The sequence below is a fragment of the Streptococcus sp. UBA632 genome (assembly GCF_002300045.1).
GTDB lineage: Bacteria > Bacillota > Bacilli > Lactobacillales > Streptococcaceae > Streptococcus > Streptococcus alactolyticus.
The window spans coordinates 1-16,248 of sequence record NZ_DBPA01000007.1; the positions used below are offsets into that span (position 1 = coordinate 1).

The following is a 16,248-nucleotide window of genomic DNA, read 5'->3' on the forward strand; positions in this document are numbered from 1 at the left end:
CGTCAGCCCATTTACCTGTTTGGGCGATTGAGGACCGTATGTTTGGCATGGACCAAAGCAAAGCCAGTCGTTTGTTGACGGATTTAGGGCAATTATTGCAGGATGTGACGCAGTTAACATAGTGAAAAAGAGGTTTCACCTCTTTTTTTAGTCTATTTAATTTGAATACTAAATTATTAAAATATCAAATTATTTTTCATAAATTTCCTTTTTTCTTTTGATAAAATAATCATAGTTATGATAGAATAGCAATCACTAAAATAATTAAATTATCAAAGTATTTTTTGATAGAGGTTTTTGTATGTCATATAGTCATATTATTTATGAAGCGGGGGAAGTGGCGATTTTAACGTTGAATCGTCCTGATATTTCAAATGGATTTAATATTCCTGTTTGCCAAGAAATCTTGGATGTTTTGGAAAAGGTAAAGCAGGATTCGACTGTCAAGCTTTTGGTTATCAAGGCTGTTGGGAAGGTCTTTTCTGTCGGCGGTGATTTGGTGGAAATGAAGCACGCAGTGGATGCGGACAACATTGCTTCACTGGTTGAGATTGCCCATTTGGTCAATCAGATTTCCTTTGCCATAAAACAATTGCCCAAACTGGTTATTATGAGTATTGACGGTGCGGTAGCTGGTGCGGCTGCTAATATGGCAGTGGCAGCTGATTTTGTGGTAGCCAGCAATAAAGTCAAATTTATTCAAGCTTTCATCGGTGTGGGGTTGGCTCCTGATGCAGGAGGACTTTTGTTGATGAGCCGTGCTATCGGTGCCAATCGTGCCAATCAATTAGCTTTGACAGGTGAAGCTTTAAATGCGGAAAAAGCCTATGAATATGGGATTGTTTACCGCTTGTGTGAATCAGACCAATTAGAGAAAACCACCTAACAACTTTGCAAACGTCTGCTCCGTGGTTCAATCAATTCTTATCGTGCTATCAAGGAAATGTCTTGGAAGGCTTCGTTTGAGGATTGGCAAGATTACACGGCTTTAGAATTGCGACTACAAGAAGATTTGGCCTTTAAGGAAGATTTCAAAGAAGGCGTGCTGGCTTTTTCTGAGAAACGACGTCCAAAATTTTCAGGAAAATAAGACGTAACGTTCAAGACTGTTTAAAGGCTTGCAAATTAATTAGCACTTTGATATAATTTGAGCGTCAAAGTTTTTTCTTGGAGGTGGTCCTTTGGATTATAATAGAATCAATGATTATCTTGTTGATATTTTTAATCGTGTTCAAGTTATCGAAGAAACGAGTTTGAGAAAGAGCCAGTTCAGTGACGTTTCTTTGAAAGAGATGCACACCATTGAAATTATTGGCAAAAATACCAATGTGACACCAAGTGATATTGCTAGGGAATTGATGTTAACCCTAGGCACTGTGACGACTAGTTTAAACAAGCTCGAGGCAAAAGGCTACATTGAGAGAAAACGTTCAAAGCTGGACCGTCGCGTTGTTCACTTGACTTTGACAAAAAAAGGGAAACTGTTAGATAGGCTCCACCGCAAGTTTCATAAAAATATGGTAATTCATATCGCTGAAGATATGAATGAACAGGAATTTGAAGCTTTGGCACAAGTTCTTAAAAATCTTCATAAGTTTCTTGAGGAGTTAATGTAATCATGGCATTTTCAAAAATAACTCAGGTGGCAGCTTATGCTCCTGAACAGATTATTAGCAATGATGATTTATCGCAGATTATGGATACCAGTGATGAATGGATTTCATCACGAACAGGTATTAGGGAGCGTCACATCACTCGTGAGGAAACGACCAGCGATTTGGGAACGCAAGTGGCTCAACAATTGCTAAAGCAATCTGGCTTGTCAGCGCAAGCTATTGATTTTATCATCGTAGCGACCATTACACCAGATAGCTTGATGCCTTCAACGGCAGCGCGTATTCAAGCCAATATCGGAGCAAGCAATGCATTTGGAATGGATATGACGGCGGCTTGCAGTGGTTTTGTCTTTGCTTTAGCAACGGCGGATAAATTTATCCAATCTGGTCTGTATCAAAGAGGTCTCGTCATTGGTGCGGAAACCTTATCAAAAACCTTGGATTGGTCTGACCGTAGTAGTTCGGTTCTCTTTGGTGATGGTGCTGGCGGTGTTTTGCTTGAAGCAAGCGATACAAAGCACTTTTTGGCAGAGTCCCTTCATACAGACGGTAGCCGCGGCGGCAGTTTGACCTCTGGATTGGTTGGCTTATCCTCTCCATTTTCTGACACAACTTCAGATGAAAAATACCTCCAGATGGACGGTCGTGCGATTTTTGATTTTGCGATTCGCGATGTGCCAAAGAGCATTAAACAATTGGTCGCAGACGCTGGCTTATCCATCGAGGATTTAGACTACTTGTTCCTACATCAAGCCAATATCAGAATCTTGAACAAAATGGCTAAAAAATTAGGGGTTAGCATGGAGAAATTGCCAGCCAATATGATGGCTTATGGTAATACCAGTGCAGCAAGTATTCCTATTTTATTATCAGAGTCAGTGGATAAAGGTATCATTGCATTAGATGGCTCACAAACGGTTTTATTCTCTGCTTTTGGTGGAGGTTTGACATGGGGAAATCTAATTGTTAAAATTTAGTTAACTACTTGTACGTTCGTACAGGAAATATATTGTATTTATTTTTAAGGAGAAAATCATCATGGCAGTATTTGAAAAAGTACAAGAAATTATCGTTGAAGAACTTGGTAAAGAACCAGAAGAAGTTAAAATGGACACAACTTTTGAAGACCTTGATGCAGACTCACTTGATGTTTTCCAAGTGATTTCAGAAATTGAAGATGCATTTGATATCCAAATCGAATCTGAAGATGGTCTTAACACAGTTGGTGACTTGGTTGCTTACGTAGAAGAAAAAACAAAATAATAGCGTTTAAGTCAAAATCAATGTTATATTGACGAAAGGAGGCGTAGGATATGGCTAGTTAGCTAGTTCATATCCTGCTCCTTCTCTTCTTATGGTTATAGTTTGATTATCAAATTATTGTCTGACTGTGGATTTAGAAGGTTAAAGATGAAAACACGTATTACAGAGTTATTAAATATCAAATACCCTGTTTTTCAGGGGGGAATGGCTTGGGTTGCTGACGGTGATTTGGCAGGAGCCGTTTCAAATGCTGGTGGTTTAGGGATTATTGGTGGTGGTAATGCCCCAAAAGAAGTCGTTAAAGCCAATATTGACAAGGTTAGAACGATAACAGATAAACCTTTTGGTGTGAATATTATGCTCTTGTCACCTTTTGTTGATGATATTGTGGATTTGGTCATTGAAGAAGGGGTCAAAGTCGTAACGACAGGCGCTGGAAATCCTGGAAAATACATGGAACGTTTTCATGAGGCAGGAATTACGGTTATTCCCGTGGTTCCAAGTGTTGCTTTGGCAAGACGCATGGAAAAATTGGGCGCGGATGCTGTGATTGCAGAAGGTATGGAAGCTGGCGGTCACATTGGTAAATTGACAACAATGACCTTGGTTCGTCAAGTGGTTGACGCGGTTGATATTCCAGTTATTGGAGCTGGTGGTATTGGTGATGGTCGTGGTGCAGCTGCTGTCTTTATGCTTGGAGCAGAAGCTATTCAAGTGGGAACGCGTTTTGTAGTGGCCAAAGAGTCAAATGCGCACCAGCAATTTAAAGATAAGATTTTAAAAGCTAAAGATATTGACACTGTGGTATCTGCCACTGTTGTGGGACACCCTGTGCGTGCCATCAAAAATAAATTAACCACTTCGTATGCCCATGCGGAAAAAGATTTCTTGGTTGGACGTAAAACTGCAGAAGATATCGAAGCTTTGGGGGCAGGTGCTTTACGCAATGCCGTTGTGGATGGTGATGTGACCATGGGTTCTGTTATGGCTGGGCAAATCGCAGGGCTTATTGCCAAAGAAGAAACGTGTGAAGATATTTTGAAAGACCTTTACTATGGCGCCAAAGAGGTTATTTTGGCGGAAGCTAAACGCTGGTCTGATAGTGAGGTAGAAAACTAAAGGACGTTAGAGATACGTCTGCCGTATAGGAGGGTTTAATGACGACAACTGCCTTTTTATTTGCAGGTCAGGGGGCACAAAAATTAGGAATGGCAAGCGATTTGTATGCGGCTTATCCTATTGTGAGAGAAACGTTTCAACAAGCGAGTGCTGTTCTTGGGTATGACCTTCGTCAGCTGATTGATACAGATGATGAAAAGTTGAACCAAACCCGCTACACACAGCCTGCTATTTTGACAACTTCCATTGCTATTTTTCGTTTGCTTCAAGAAAAAGGCTTCGAGCCTGATATGGTAGCGGGGCTTTCACTTGGTGAATATTCAGCCTTGGTAGCTTCAGGTGCCTTGGATTTTGAAGATTCGGTGGCCTTGGTTGCCAAACGCGGTGAATTTATGGAAACGGCAGCTCCGCAAGGAACTGGCAAGATGGTGGCTGTGATGAACGCTGATGCTGACTTGATTGAGGAGATGTGCCAAAAGGCTTTAGTCAAGGGTATTGTAACCCCAGCTAATTACAACACACCTAGCCAAATTGTAATTGGTGGAGAAACAGCAGCCGTGAATGCTGCGGTTGAATTGCTCAAAGAAGCAGGTGTGAAACGTTTGATTCCTTTGAAAGTGTCAGGTCCTTTCCATACGGGCTTATTGGAACCAGCGAGCCAACAATTAGCCAAAGTGCTTGAAACGGTGAGTTTTGCTGATTTTCACATTCCGCTGGTGGGCAATACCGAGGCTAAGGTGATGCGACATGACGACATCAAGCCCTTGTTGGCAAGGCAAGTCAAGGAACCTGTGCGTTTTTACGATTCCATAGTAACCATGCGTGAACTTGGCATGACTGAGGTTATCGAGATTGGTCCTGGAAAAGTCCTCAGTGGCTTTTTGCGAAAAATTGACAAGACCATTCCAACGAGAGCTGTTGAAAGTGTAGCTGATTTAGACGAATTATTGCAGAATTAGGAGATATCATGACAATCCAAAATAAAAATGTTTTTATCACGGGTTCTACGAGGGGCATTGGTTTGGCGATTGCCCATCAATTTGCTAGCCTTGGGGCAAATGTTGTCCTCAACGGTCGCTCACAAGTGGCGCCAGAGATTTTAGAAAGCTTTCAAGCTTATCCTGGTCAGGCCATTGCTATTACAGGCGATATTTCACAGGCTGAAGAAGCTAAACGCATGGTGGATGAAGCTATTGAGCGTTTGGGCTCTGTTGATATTTTGGTCAATAATGCTGGCATCACCAATGACAAATTGGTCTTGAAAATGACGGAAGAAGATTTTGAATCGGTTTTGAAGGTTAACTTAACAGGTGCCTTTAACATGACACAATCCGTCTTAAAACCGATGACACGAGCACGTCAAGGCGTTATCATTAATATATCAAGTGTCGTTGGCTTAACGGGTAATGTTGGGCAAGCCAATTATGCGGCCTCAAAAGCTGGTTTGATTGGTTTCACCAAATCAGTGGCGCGTGAAGTGGCTGCGCGTGGTATCCGTGTGAATGCTATTGCGCCAGGTTTCATCGCTTCTTACATGACGGACGTCATTCCAGAAAAAATGCAAAAGGCTATTGTTGCCAATATTCCGATGAAACGGATTGGAAAAGCGGAAGAAGTTGCTACCGTTGCAACCTTTTTAGCAGAACAAGATTATTTGACAGGTCAAGTGATTGCTATCGATGGTGGCATGACCATGCAATCTTAAGGCAGCCAGCTTAGTAAGACAGTAAGGATTCCTCTTTTAAAGGAGATAAACATGACATTAAATAGAGTTGTAGTGACAGGTTATGGGGTGACATCACCAATCGGAAATACCCCTGAAGCATTTTGGGATAGCCTTTATCAAGGCAAGATTGGTATTGGACCGATTACTAAATTTGATACGTCAGACATTCCCGTTCACAATGCAGGTGAAATCCACGATTTTCCCTTTGATCAATACTTTGTTCGTAAAGATAGAAACCGCATGGACCAATATTCTCTTTATGCTATTTATGCCGCTTTAGAGGCACTTGAACATGCTAATTTGGATATGGAAACGGTTGACCGTGACCGCACGGGGGTGATTGTGTCATCTGGTATCGGTGGTTTGCAAGAACTGCAAGAGCAAGTTATCCGTATGCATGACAAAGGCATTCGACGCATTCAACCAATGTTCATTCCTAAAGCTCTTTCTAATATGGCGGCAGGTAATATTGCCTTGCGTATTGGTGCGCGTGGTGTCTGCAAATCTGTTACAACGGCTTGTGCCTCTTCAAATGATGCGATTGGTGAAGCTTTCCGTGAAATCAAATTTGGTTACCATGATGTGATTTTAGCTGGTGGAGCAGAATCAACGATTAATGAAATTGGTATTGGTGGGTTTAATGCTTTGACAGCTTTGTCAACAACCGAAGACCCAGCTCGTTCTGCTATTCCATTTGACAAAGACCGCAATGGGTTTGTGATGGGTGAAGGTGCTGGTGTGCTTGTCCTTGAAAGCCTTGAACACGCTCAAAAACGTGGGGCAACTATTTTGGCAGAAGTTGTGGGTTATGGTAGCAACTGCGATGCTTATCACCAAACCACGCCAACTCCAGACGGTTCAGGTGCTGCGAAAGCCATTCAGTTAGCTATTGATGAGGCGGGGATTGCTCCTGAGCAAGTGGATTATGTCAATGCCCATGGTACGTCAACACAAGCCAATGAAAAAGGCGAAAGCAAGGCCATTGTTACTGTTCTTGGAAAAGAAGTGCCTGTATCATCAACTAAATCATTTACAGGTCACCTTCTTGGTGCAGCGGGTGCCGTTGAAGCGATTGCGACCATCGAAGCCATGCGTCATAGCTATATTCCAATGACGGCTGGTACGCGTGAATTGTCAGAAGATATCGAGGCAAATGTTGTTTATGGTCAAGGACAAGAAGCAGATATAGCCTATGCTATTTCGAATACCTTTGGATTTGGTGGGCACAATGCGGTGCTAGCATTTAAACGTTGGGAGGCGTAGTTGTGAATATTTCAGAAGTGAAGGATTTGATGGCGCAATTTGACCAATCAAGTCTGCGTGAATTCTCATTTAAAACGGGAGAGGCTGAGTTGAGCTTTAGTAAAAATGAATACACAGCTCCTCAACCAGTGGCAGTTCCGCCAGTTAATGCGGTGACAGTTGCTCCAGTTGTTTCTTCTCCATCTTCATCAGATGCAGAAGCAGTGAGCGAAACAGAAGAAACGCCTCTTGTCGAAGGAGATGAAGTGACTAGTCCTCTTGTTGGGGTGGCGTATTTAGCGCCAGCTCCTGATAAACCAGCCTTTGTTTCTGTTGGGGACACGGTTAAAAAGGGGCAAACCTTGCTGATTATTGAAGCTATGAAAGTCATGAATGAAATCCCTGCTCCAAAAGATGGGATTGTCACTGAAATCATGGTTACTAATGAAGAAGTTGTTGAATTTGGACAAGGATTGGTGCGTATTAAATGATTGATATCAAACAAATTCGTGAGGCTTTGCCACATCGTTACCCAATGCTTTTGGTTGACCGCGTGCTAGAAGCCAGCGATGATAAGATTGTAGCTATTAAAAATGTGACCATCAATGAACCTTTTTTCAATGGTCATTTTCCAGACTATCCTGTTATGCCAGGGGTTCTCATTATGGAGGCTTTGGCACAGACCGCAGGTGTGTTAGAATTATCAAAGGAAGAAAATAAAGGTAAATTGGTCTTTTATGCGGGTATGGACAAGGTTCGTTTTAAAAAGCAAGTTGTTCCAGGGGACCAATTGGTGATGACAGCGACATTTGTCAAACGCCGTGGCACAATTGCCGTGGTGGAAGCCAAGGCAGAAGTAGATGGGAAATTAGCGGCTTCTGGTACCTTGACCTTTGCGATTGGTCAGTAAAAGGCCTATCGTTTAGTGTTAATTCAGCTAGAAAAAGCATTTGGACAAGGATTGCAAGAAAGCAATTCCTGATAGGAGGATAAAAGCAGACGCATGTTTAAAAAAATACTAATTGCCAATCGAGGTGAGATTGCGGTGCGAATTATTCGTGCGGCGCGTGAATTGGGCATCCATACGGTCGCTGTCTATTCAGAGGTGGATAAAGAATCGTTGCATACGATTTTAGCTGATGAAGCCATTTGCATCGGTCCAGCTTGTTCAACGGATTCTTATCTGAATATGAATGCTGTCTTGTCAGCTGCTATTGTCACAGGTGCAGAAGCCATTCACCCAGGTTTTGGTTTTTTAAGTGAAAATTCCAAATTTGCAACCATGTGCGAAGAAATGCATATTAGCTTTATCGGGCCAAGTGCCAAAGTGATGGATAAGATGGGGGATAAAATCAACGCGCGTTCCGAAATGATTGCGGCAGACGTTCCTGTGATTCCTGGTTCTGATGGCGAGGTGCATACTACCCAAGAAGCCCTTGAAGTGGCTAATTATCTGGGTTATCCAGTGATGTTAAAAGCTTCTGCTGGTGGCGGTGGAAAAGGGATTCGCAAGGTAAATTCTGCCGAGGACCTCATTCCAGCCTTTGAATCAGCGTCCCAAGAAGCCTTGGCAGCCTTTGGTAATGGTGCCATGTACATCGAAAAAGTCATCTATCCCGCTAGACATATCGAGGTTCAGATTTTAGGGGATTCTTACGGTCATGTGATTCACTTGGGTGAGCGGGACTGCTCTTTGCAACGCAATAACCAAAAAGTTTTGGAAGAAAGCCCATCTGTTGCCATCGGGAAAACCTTGCGTCATCAGATTGGTCAAGCGGCCGTGCGTGCTGCCAAAGCTGTTCATTACGAAAATGCTGGTACGATAGAGTTCTTGCTTGATGAAAAGACATCAGCTTTTTACTTTATGGAAATGAATACCCGTGTTCAGGTGGAACATCCTGTGACAGAATTTGTAACCGGAGTTGATATTGTCAAGGAACAAATTCGCATCGCAGCAGGTCAACCTTTATCCTTAACCCAAGACGATGTGACGATTTCAGGTCATGCCATTGAATGCCGTATCAATGCTGAAAATCCTAAGTTTAATTTTGCTCCAAGCCTTGGAAAAATCACAGACTTGTATTTGCCAAGTGGTGGTGTGGGCTTGCGTGTGGATTCTGCTATGTATAACGGCTACACCATTCCGCTTTATTATGACAGCATGATTGCTAAAATCATCGTCCACGGTGATAATCGTTTTGATGCCTTGATGAAAATGCAGCGTGCTCTCTATGAATTAGAAATCGTGGGTGTTACTACGAATGCAGATTTTCAGATGGACTTGATTTCAGATGAGCACGTTATTGCTGGGGATTACGATACCTCATTTTTGATGGAAACCTTTTTACCCAACTACAATAAAGACAATGATTAGGAGAGCTTATGCCACTGTTTAATAAAAAAGATAAATACATTCGCATTACTCCCAATAATTCGTTGAAAACAGGCGTTAAGAGAGAAATGCCTGAAGTACCTGATGAATTGTTTGCTAAGTGTCCCGCTTGTAAGCACATGATTTACCAAAAAGATTTGGGAACTGCCAAAATCTGCCCAAGTTGTTCGTATAATTTCCGCATTTCAGCCAAGGAACGTTTGGCGATTACCGTTGACGAAGGCAGTTTTGAAGAATTGTTCACAGGTTTAGAAACCACAGACCCCCTTCATTTTCCAGGTTATCAGGAAAAATTAGCCGCAGCACGTGAAAAAACAGGGCTTGACGAAGCAGTTTTGACAGGACTTGCGACTATTAAGGGGCAAAAAGTTGCTCTTGGTATCATGGATTCGAATTTTATCATGGCGTCTATGGGAACGGTGGTTGGTGAAAAAATCACGCGTTTATTTGAATTAGCGACAGCCCAAGAACTGCCTGTTGTGCTCTTTACGGCTTCAGGCGGTGCGCGAATGCAAGAAGGTATCATGAGCTTGATGCAAATGGCTAAAATTTCTGCAGCCGTCAAACGCCATTCAAATGCAGGGTTATTTTATTTGACCATTTTGACAGACCCAACAACGGGTGGGGTGACCGCTAGTTTTGCCATGGAAGGCGATATTATTATCGCAGAACCGCAAGCTCTTGTGGGCTTTGCTGGCCGTCGTGTGATTGAAAATACCGTTCGTGAGCAACTACCAGATAATTTCCAAAAAGCCGAATTTCTTTTAGAGCATGGATTTGTGGATACCATTATCAATAGGACAGAATTGCCAGAGATGATTGCGATGCTTGTTGCACTACATGGAGGTGAAAGATGAGATCAGACGTTTCGAGAATTTTAAAAGAAGCACGGGACCAAGGGCGTTTGACGACTTTTGACTATGCTCAATTGATTTTTGATGATTTTATCGAACTGCATGGTGATCGCCATTTTGCAGATGATGGTGCGGTTGTTGGTGGCATTGCTCGTTTGGACGGTCGTCCTGTGACGGTTATCGGTATTCAAAAGGGCAAACAGTTGCAAGAAAATCTCAAACGTAATTTTGGGCAACCCAATCCTGAAGGTTACCGTAAGGCGCTACGCTTGATGAAACAAGCAGAAAAATTTGGCCGTCCCGTGGTGACTTTTATCAATACCGCAGGTGCTTACCCTGGTGTTGGGGCGGAAGAACGTGGTCAAGGTGAGGCTATTGCTCGCAATCTCTTGGAAATGAGTGATTTGAAAGTGCCTATTATTGCCATTATCATTGGTGAAGGTGGATCAGGTGGTGCCTTGGCTTTGGCTGTCGCAGACCAAGTTTGGATGCTAGAACACAGCATGTACGCGATTTTAAGTCCAGAAGGCTTTGCCTCTATCTTGTGGAAAGACGGCTCTCGTGCCTCAGAAGCCGCTCAATTGATGAAAATAACAGCAGGAGAATTGCTCAATATGGGTGTTGTTGATAAGGTTATCCCTGAGCACGGTTATTTCTCAAGTGAAATCGTCGATATGATTAAGCAGAACCTGATAACAGAATTAGAGCGTTTGAGTCAGTTACCGCTTGATACCTTGCTAGAAAACCGTTACCAACGTTTTAGAAAATATTAAAAAGCCATTCAAAGGAAGTAGCATAGAAGTATTTTAAATCCTAAAATGCTTTTATACTATTTCTTTTTTTGAGCAGACAAAAAGCCTTACTCGTTTTGCGAGCAAGGCTTTTTACAGTGGTGCGGCTTATTTTGGAGCGATAACGTCAACGCCACCCATATATGGACGAAGGACTTCAGGAATAGTCACTGAACCGTCTTCGTTTTGGTAGTTTTCAAGAATAGCAGCAACAGTACGTCCAACTGCAAGACCTGAACCGTTAAGCGTGTGGAGTAATTTCACTTTACCATCTGCTTCGTCACGGTAACGGATTTGGGCACGACGAGCTTGGAAATCTTCGGTATTTGAACAGCTTGAAATTTCACGGTAAGTGTTTTGAGCTGGAATCCAAACTTCCAAGTCGTAAGTTTTAGCAGCTGAGAAGCCCATGTCGCCAGTACATAGGGTAATCACACGGTATGGAAGTCCAAGTTTTTGAAGGATATTTTCAGCATTGGCAACCATTTTTTCCAATTCATCGTATGATGTTTCTGGTTTAGAGAATTTCACCATTTCAACTTTGTGGAATTGGTGCAAGCGAATCAAACCACGCGTGTCACGACCAGCAGAGCCTGCTTCTGAACGGAATGAAGGGCTCATGGCAGTGAAGTAGACAGGCAATTCTTTGTCATCAAGGATTTCACCGCGGTAATAGTTTGTCAAAGGAACTTCAGCTGTTGGAATCAAAACATAGTCTGAATCAGCTAATTCAAAAGTATCTTCTTTAAATTTAGGATATTGTCCAGTACCAAACATAGAATCGTGGTTGACCATGTATGGTGGAATGACTTCTGTATAACCTTCTTTAGCGTGTTCGTCCAACATGAAGTTGTAAAGGGCACGTTCTAAGCGAGCACCAAGTCCTTTGTAGAAAAGGAAGCGAGAACCAGTTACTTTGGCACCACGTTCCCAATCAAGAATACCAAGGTCTTCACCAAGGTCCCAGTGAGCTTTGATGTCAAAATGAAAATCGCGTGGTGTTCCCCAACGACGCACTTCCACATTGTCATTTTCGTCAGTACCTACAGGTACGCCCTCAGAAGGAATGTTTGGCAATGTAGTAGTGAATTCAGCTAATTTTTCGTCAATGTCAGCTAGTTCAGCGTCAGTTGCTTTGATTTCAGCTGATAAAGCTTGCATCGCTGCGATTTGTTCAGATGCATCTTCTTTGTTGCGTTTCGCTTGAGCGATAGCAGCAGAAGCTGTGTTACGTTCAGCTTTTGCTGATTCTGATTTGACAAGCAATTCACGGCGTTTGTCATCGAGTTCTTTTAACTCAGCCAATTTTTCAGCAGCAACGCCACGAGTCGCTAATTTTTGAGCCACTTCGTCAAAATCATTACGAATGCGTTTAATGTCTAACATAAGATATCCTCCAAAATGATTTTGCCCACCGTCTTGATGAACAAAAAAGCACAGATGAGTAGCTGCTGGAGCGCCTGAGCGCGGTTCCATCCAGCTTCACATCTGTGCACTTAATTTCCTTATTTGAATGCGTTAACGGTAGAATTTCGACCTTGTCCCTCTATCTGCTCGCAGCTCCCGCAGACTTTCTGAAAGAGTTTCAAATCTACTTATCCGTACGCTACTATTATACAAAAATTATTGTTTTTTGACAAATCGTCTGGCAATGGTTTGGACAAGTGTTAGCATACGAACCACTTTGTCATTGCCAATATGTTGACGAGCTACTTTTAGAATTTTTCCAGAATCTTTTGAGGCAAAGAGAAATTTTCCTTTATCGGTAAAGATTTCAAAATGTCGGCTGACTTTATTTCGGGTGACGTTGGCACCAATTTTTTCAATACTTGTCCATGGGATTTGAATGTAATCTTCGACATTAGCATCATTGTAAAATTCGATTCCCTTGTCACCTAATAGAAATTTGCCGACTTTCCCACCAAGACCTAAATAAGAAACGCCAGTTGTGGTGAATTCGACGGTAGAATTGATTGATTGTGCCATATAAACTCCTTAACACTACTTATGCTTTCATTATAGCATAAAAAAAGAAGGATGTTACTCCCTCTTTTTCGGTTATTACATGATTCCGAAGAATCGAGCTGCAATACCAACGATGAACAATGCGATGATGATTGTGATTGGAGAGATTTTCTTCTTAAGCAACCACATGCAAAGGAATGTAAGAAGAAGTCCCATCAAACCAGGAATCAATGAATCCAATTGTCCTTGTAAAGTGTTTGTTTGTTCAGAAGTTAAGCTAAGTCCGCTAGCAACTTCACCGAGAATTTTTTGAAGCTGTGGACCAGTAACGTCACCTTTAGGGAAGTTGATGTATGCACCTTCTGAAAGTGTTGTTGAAGGAAGGTTGATTGTAAATGCTACAGATACCCAACGTTCAACAAGCACCGCGAGGATGAACATACCGAGGATTGAAGCCCCTTTAGTGATTTTTTGGATGATACCACCAGACAAGTCTTTAGTGATGTTAGAACCTGCACGGTATCCGACTTCTTGTGTGTACCATAGGAAAGCCATACGGATGATGTTCCAACCAAGGAAGAAGATGATTGGTCCCATGATGTTACCAGCAAGAGCAAGTGAAGCACCAAGAGCTCCCAAGATAGGACGTACAGTGTACCAGAAGACTGGGTCACCAACACCGGCAAGCGGTCCCATCATACCGATTTTAACCCCTTGGATAGCAGTATCGTCGATTTCTGCACCGTTAGCACGTTCTTCTTCAAGCGCCATTGTAACCCCCATGATTGGAGCAGCTACGTATGGGTGTGTGTTGAAGAATTCCAAGTGACGCTCAAGAGCAGCGGCACGATCTTCTTTAGTTGTGTAAAGTTTTTTGATCGCAGGCATCAAGGCATAAGCCCAACCTAAGTTTTGCATACGTTCGTAGTTCCAAGAACCTTGAAGGAACGTTAAACGCCACCAAACTTTTCGGCGATCAGATTGTGATAATTGCAATTTTTCAGCCATTATAGTACCCCTCTCTAGTAGTCTTCCAAGATATCGCCAATTGGGTCACCAGAACCAGTAGAAGTTCCGCCGCCACCGTTTCCACCTTTTTCAGAAAGGTTAAGGTAGATGAAGGCAACTGCAACACCAATAGCACCAAGGGCGATAAGAGTAAGATCAGAAATGGCAGCAAGAGCAAAACCGATGGCAAAGAAAGGCCAAACTTCGCTTGTAGCCATCATGTTGATAACCATAGCATAACCTACGGCAACAACCATACCACCACCAACGGCCATACCACCTGACAACCATGCTGGCATAGCGTTAAGCACTGATTGTACAGCTGAAGTAGGAACAGCTAGAAGAAGTGCGGCTGGGATAGCGATACGAATACCTTGAAGGAACAAGGCAACTAAGTGAGTACGTTCAACCGCAGCGATATTTCCTTCTTTTGCAGCAGCGTCAGCACCGTGAATCAAGGCAACAGAAGCTGTACGAACAAGCATTGTAAGGAAAAGTCCGGCAACGGCAAGAGGGATAGCAGTTGCTGTTGCAACCCCGATACCATTGTGAGTGAAGTCGCCACCTTTAACCATGATGATTGCGGCAGCAACAGAAGCAAGGGCAGCGTCAGGCGCAACTGCGGCACCAATGTTCGCCCAACCAAGAGCAATCATTTGAAGTGAACCACCAAGGATAATACCAGCTTCAAGGTGTCCTGTTACAAGACCAATCAATGTACAGGCAACTAGCGGTTGGTGGAATTGGAATTCGTCGAGGATACCTTCCAAACCAGCGAAGAAAGCAATCACAACGACTAAAATCATAGAAATAATTGACATTATTCTAGTTCCTTTCGTCTATAATAGTTTTCAATGTGCGATGGTAAAACTGTCAGTGACAATTTTACTTAGTTATAAGAGTACTGAGGATTATGAAGCTTAGATATCAGCCTGATAATGCTTAGTAGCTTCCAAAATTATTGTACATTTGCTTTTTTGATAAGTTCAAACAAATCTTTTTTAGAATCGTTAGGAACTTTACGAACGTCAAATGTTACACCAAGATCACGTAATTTTTCAAATGTCGCAACATCGTCTTTATCCATAGATAAAACGTTATTAACCATTGTTTTACCAGTTGAGTGAGCCATTGAACCAACGTTTAGTTCTTTAATTGGCACGCCACCTTCGATAGCTTCAAGTGCTTCTTGAGGTGTTTCAAATAGGATAAGAGCGTGTGTATTACCAAAACGTGGATCTTTTGCAGCTTCAATCAATTTCTTGATAGGGACAACGTTTGCTTTAACACCGTTTGGTGCAGCCTGTTTGATAAGGTTTTTACGTAATTCGTCTTTAGCTACTGTATCGGATGCAACGATGATACGATCGGCTTTAGAAGCAGGTGTCCAGTTTGTCGCAACTTGTCCGTGAAGAAGACGTGTGTCAATACGAGCAAGATTGATTTTAAGTTTACCATCTCCAATGACAGTCCCTTCTGGGATTGCACCTTGGTGTACTTCTTGTGCAGCAGGTGCAGCGGCAGTTTCTTCAGCAGGGTTAAGTTCTTCAGGTAGTGCTTTGACACCATCTTTAGCTTCTTTAATGATATTTGCAACAACTTTATCCACACCTGCGTCAGCATCCATCATACGCTCTGTGTAGGCTTGGATAAGCATTGGCAAATTAAGACCTGTAATGATAGCCATCTTACGATCAGGATTTTCACCCATCACGCGACTAGCTTGGTTAAATGGAGAACCGCTCCAAAGGTCAGCTAGCACTAGGATTTCATCATCAGCATCAAATTGTGCGATAGCATCGTTGAAGTGTGCGTATAAGTCATCTGGTCCTTCACTTGGCATAAAAGTGACCACTTGAACTTTTTCTTGGTCGCCAAAGATCATAGAACCTGATTGATGAATACCTTCAGCAAATTTACCATGGCTGGCAATAATTATACCGATACCCATTCTTGTTCTTCCTCCTTTTAAATATTTTTCGTTGAAACGAAGAAGAATAATCTCCTTCCAAGCGTACTTGGCCATTCTTTTTCATTTCAAGGAAATTTAAGAACAACTTTATTGTAAAACGTTTCCAATAAAAATGCAATAGCTTTTTGAGAAAAATAGCAGAAATCCTGAAAATATTTCAGAAATATGTAAACTAAAAACCCTTACTTTTTCGGCTCTATAATTTCTGTAGTGGGTAAATCCCAAGCAGAGATTATGGAGCCTTTTCGTGTGTAGAAAAACATACTAAGATTAGTAGTGAGGAAATCTCCGACGGGAGAG

Annotated in this window: 17 protein-coding genes and 1 pseudogene; 13 read left to right on the plus strand and 5 right to left on the minus strand. The window is 42.3% G+C overall.

Annotated features, from left to right (window positions below; translation table 11 throughout):
* The first annotated feature begins 301 nt into the window (after nucleotides 1–301).
* The 13 genes and pseudogenes from B3473_RS00865 to B3473_RS00925 all read left to right on the plus strand — a co-directional run bounded on the left by B3473_RS00865 (nucleotide 302) and on the right by B3473_RS00925 (nucleotide 10,985).
* Nucleotides 302–1,090, plus strand: a pseudogene (locus B3473_RS00865) (enoyl-CoA hydratase).
* A gap of 91 nt (nucleotides 1,091–1,181) precedes the next feature.
* Nucleotides 1,182–1,616, plus strand: a complete 435-nt coding sequence (locus B3473_RS00870) for a MarR family winged helix-turn-helix transcriptional regulator (RefSeq protein WP_293650992.1) — start codon at nucleotides 1,182–1,184, stop codon at nucleotides 1,614–1,616.
* A gap of 2 nt (nucleotides 1,617–1,618) precedes the next feature.
* On the plus strand, nucleotides 1,619–2,593 hold the full coding sequence (locus B3473_RS00875) for a beta-ketoacyl-ACP synthase III (protein WP_154455333.1): 975 nt from the start codon (nucleotides 1,619–1,621) through the stop codon (nucleotides 2,591–2,593).
* A 61-nt stretch (nucleotides 2,594–2,654) separates the two neighbouring features.
* The gene (locus B3473_RS00880) at nucleotides 2,655–2,879 is read left to right on the plus strand and encodes an acyl carrier protein (protein ID WP_154455332.1); all 225 of its coding nucleotides are present in this window, start codon (nucleotides 2,655–2,657) and stop codon (nucleotides 2,877–2,879) included.
* Between the two features lie 108 nt (nucleotides 2,880–2,987).
* Nucleotides 2,988–3,998 carry an enoyl-[acyl-carrier-protein] reductase FabK gene (gene fabK / locus B3473_RS00885; protein ID WP_264879743.1) on the plus strand — a complete coding sequence of 337 codons (1,011 nt, stop codon included), beginning with the start codon at nucleotides 2,988–2,990 and terminating at the stop codon, nucleotides 3,996–3,998.
* Nucleotides 3,999–4,036: 38 nt separating this feature from the next.
* Nucleotides 4,037–4,957, plus strand: a complete 921-nt coding sequence (gene fabD, locus B3473_RS00890; RefSeq protein WP_235280856.1) for an ACP S-malonyltransferase — start codon at nucleotides 4,037–4,039, stop codon at nucleotides 4,955–4,957.
* 8 nt (nucleotides 4,958–4,965) lie between these two features.
* Nucleotides 4,966–5,703 (plus strand): 3-oxoacyl-[acyl-carrier-protein] reductase, encoded by a 738-nt coding sequence (gene fabG, locus B3473_RS00895; protein ID WP_154455329.1) that lies wholly within the window; start codon nucleotides 4,966–4,968, stop codon nucleotides 5,701–5,703.
* Nucleotides 5,704–5,754: 51 nt separating this feature from the next.
* A complete protein-coding gene (gene fabF / locus B3473_RS00900; protein WP_154455328.1) occupies nucleotides 5,755–6,987 on the plus strand; it encodes a beta-ketoacyl-ACP synthase II in 1,233 nt (410 codons plus the stop codon).
* A 2-nt stretch (nucleotides 6,988–6,989) separates the two neighbouring features.
* On the plus strand, nucleotides 6,990–7,457 hold the full coding sequence (gene accB / locus B3473_RS00905) for an acetyl-CoA carboxylase biotin carboxyl carrier protein (protein WP_167829315.1): 468 nt from the start codon (nucleotides 6,990–6,992) through the stop codon (nucleotides 7,455–7,457).
* Nucleotides 7,454–7,876, plus strand: coding sequence for a 3-hydroxyacyl-ACP dehydratase FabZ (gene fabZ, locus B3473_RS00910; RefSeq protein WP_154455327.1), 423 nt, complete (start codon nucleotides 7,454–7,456; stop codon nucleotides 7,874–7,876). Before accB ends, fabZ begins: the two co-directional genes overlap by 4 nt.
* Before the next feature lie 93 nt (nucleotides 7,877–7,969).
* Entirely contained in the window at nucleotides 7,970–9,340 is a 1,371-nt protein-coding gene (accC, locus tag B3473_RS00915) for an acetyl-CoA carboxylase biotin carboxylase subunit (protein WP_154455326.1), read from the plus strand.
* 8 nt (nucleotides 9,341–9,348) lie between these two features.
* Entirely contained in the window at nucleotides 9,349–10,215 is an 867-nt protein-coding gene (gene accD, locus B3473_RS00920; protein WP_154455325.1) for an acetyl-CoA carboxylase, carboxyltransferase subunit beta, read from the plus strand.
* Nucleotides 10,212–10,985 carry an acetyl-CoA carboxylase carboxyl transferase subunit alpha gene (locus tag B3473_RS00925; RefSeq protein ID WP_154455324.1) on the plus strand — a complete coding sequence of 258 codons (774 nt, stop codon included), beginning with the start codon at nucleotides 10,212–10,214 and terminating at the stop codon, nucleotides 10,983–10,985. Before accD ends, B3473_RS00925 begins: the two co-directional genes overlap by 4 nt.
* Nucleotides 10,986–11,111: 126 nt before the next feature.
* Here B3473_RS00925 and serS read toward each other — a convergent pair whose 3' ends face one another.
* The 5 genes from serS to B3473_RS00950 form a co-directional block, all read right to left on the minus strand.
* A complete protein-coding gene (gene serS, locus B3473_RS00930; protein WP_154455323.1) occupies nucleotides 11,112–12,389 on the minus strand; it encodes a serine--tRNA ligase in 1,278 nt (425 codons plus the stop codon).
* A gap of 237 nt (nucleotides 12,390–12,626) precedes the next feature.
* Complete coding sequence (locus B3473_RS00935; RefSeq protein WP_154455322.1) at nucleotides 12,627–12,989, minus strand: DUF956 family protein; 363 nt, start codon at nucleotides 12,987–12,989, stop codon at nucleotides 12,627–12,629.
* A 75-nt stretch (nucleotides 12,990–13,064) separates the two neighbouring features.
* Nucleotides 13,065–13,976, minus strand: coding sequence for a PTS system mannose/fructose/sorbose family transporter subunit IID (locus tag B3473_RS00940; protein WP_154455321.1), 912 nt, complete (start codon nucleotides 13,974–13,976; stop codon nucleotides 13,065–13,067).
* Between the two features lie 14 nt (nucleotides 13,977–13,990).
* Complete coding sequence (locus tag B3473_RS00945) at nucleotides 13,991–14,797, minus strand: PTS mannose/fructose/sorbose transporter subunit IIC (protein ID WP_154455320.1); 807 nt, start codon at nucleotides 14,795–14,797, stop codon at nucleotides 13,991–13,993.
* 137 nt (nucleotides 14,798–14,934) lie between these two features.
* Nucleotides 14,935–15,927, minus strand: coding sequence for a PTS sugar transporter subunit IIB (locus tag B3473_RS00950; protein ID WP_154455319.1), 993 nt, complete (start codon nucleotides 15,925–15,927; stop codon nucleotides 14,935–14,937).
* Between the last annotated feature and the right edge of the window lie 321 nt (nucleotides 15,928–16,248).

What these genes read in the sequence shown, in the direction of transcription:
- B3473_RS00875 (WP_154455333.1), top strand. Translation starts at nt 1,619, where the DNA reads ATGGCATTTTCAAAAATAACTCAGGTGGCAGCTTATGCTCCTGAACAG.
- B3473_RS00880 (WP_154455332.1), top strand. Translation starts at nt 2,655, where the DNA reads ATGGCAGTATTTGAAAAAGTACAAGAAATTATCGTTGAAGAACTTGGT.
- fabD (WP_235280856.1), top strand. Translation starts at nt 4,037, where the DNA reads ATGACGACAACTGCCTTTTTATTTGCAGGTCAGGGGGCACAAAAATTA.
- fabG (WP_154455329.1), top strand. Translation starts at nt 4,966, where the DNA reads ATGACAATCCAAAATAAAAATGTTTTTATCACGGGTTCTACGAGGGGC.
- fabF (WP_154455328.1), top strand. Translation starts at nt 5,755, where the DNA reads ATGACATTAAATAGAGTTGTAGTGACAGGTTATGGGGTGACATCACCA.
- fabZ (WP_154455327.1), top strand. Translation starts at nt 7,454, where the DNA reads ATGATTGATATCAAACAAATTCGTGAGGCTTTGCCACATCGTTACCCA.
- accC (WP_154455326.1), top strand. Translation starts at nt 7,970, where the DNA reads ATGTTTAAAAAAATACTAATTGCCAATCGAGGTGAGATTGCGGTGCGA.
- accD (WP_154455325.1), top strand. Translation starts at nt 9,349, where the DNA reads ATGCCACTGTTTAATAAAAAAGATAAATACATTCGCATTACTCCCAAT.
- B3473_RS00925 (WP_154455324.1), top strand. Translation starts at nt 10,212, where the DNA reads ATGAGATCAGACGTTTCGAGAATTTTAAAAGAAGCACGGGACCAAGGG.
- serS (WP_154455323.1), bottom strand. Translation starts at nt 12,389, where the DNA reads ATGTTAGACATTAAACGCATTCGTAATGATTTTGACGAAGTGGCTCAA.
- B3473_RS00935 (WP_154455322.1), bottom strand. Translation starts at nt 12,989, where the DNA reads ATGGCACAATCAATCAATTCTACCGTCGAATTCACCACAACTGGCGTT.
- B3473_RS00940 (WP_154455321.1), bottom strand. Translation starts at nt 13,976, where the DNA reads ATGGCTGAAAAATTGCAATTATCACAATCTGATCGCCGAAAAGTTTGG.
- B3473_RS00945 (WP_154455320.1), bottom strand. Translation starts at nt 14,797, where the DNA reads ATGTCAATTATTTCTATGATTTTAGTCGTTGTGATTGCTTTCTTCGCT.
- B3473_RS00950 (WP_154455319.1), bottom strand. Translation starts at nt 15,927, where the DNA reads ATGGGTATCGGTATAATTATTGCCAGCCATGGTAAATTTGCTGAAGGT.